The following is a 380-nucleotide window of genomic DNA, read 5'->3' as shown; positions in this document are numbered from 1 at the left end:
GTCGATGTGCGCGTAACCGGCCCGTTCGCCCCGGATCGTGATCCGCACAAAGAACCATCAACCGCCTTCACCGATAACGATGGCAAACCGCTGACGGAAGAATTCTTCGAGGACAAAGTTGTCTGGACCGCGCCGCTCGAACTGACGGCTGGAGCGAAGCCCGAGGACATCGAAATTGCGGTGAACTACAACGGCCAGATTTGCCATGGTTCCGGCGGCTGCATTCCGAAGACCTTCAAACTAGTTGCCAAGTTCGCCGCATTCGACGAACCGAAGCAAACTGCCGGCTTGTATCACCCCGCAGGCAGCAACGTGGCGATTCGAGGCAGGCTTGAACCGGCCACGGTTGCCCCCGGTAGCAAAGCGCGACTCATCATCAC

Annotated in this window: 1 protein-coding gene; it reads left to right on the top strand. The window is 58.7% G+C overall.

The genetic code is table 11. The features are described 5' to 3' along the window. Positions 1–380, top strand: a 380-nt coding sequence (locus I6F37_RS45050) for a hypothetical protein (protein WP_225155139.1), incomplete at both ends; no start/stop codon positions are given.

The sequence above is a fragment of the Bradyrhizobium sp. NBAIM08 genome, from assembly GCF_020193935.1.
Lineage (GTDB): Bacteria > Pseudomonadota > Alphaproteobacteria > Rhizobiales > Xanthobacteraceae > Bradyrhizobium > Bradyrhizobium yuanmingense.
The sequence above is the reverse complement of the archived record's forward strand: the minus strand, read 5'-3'. Positions and strand labels throughout refer to the sequence as shown.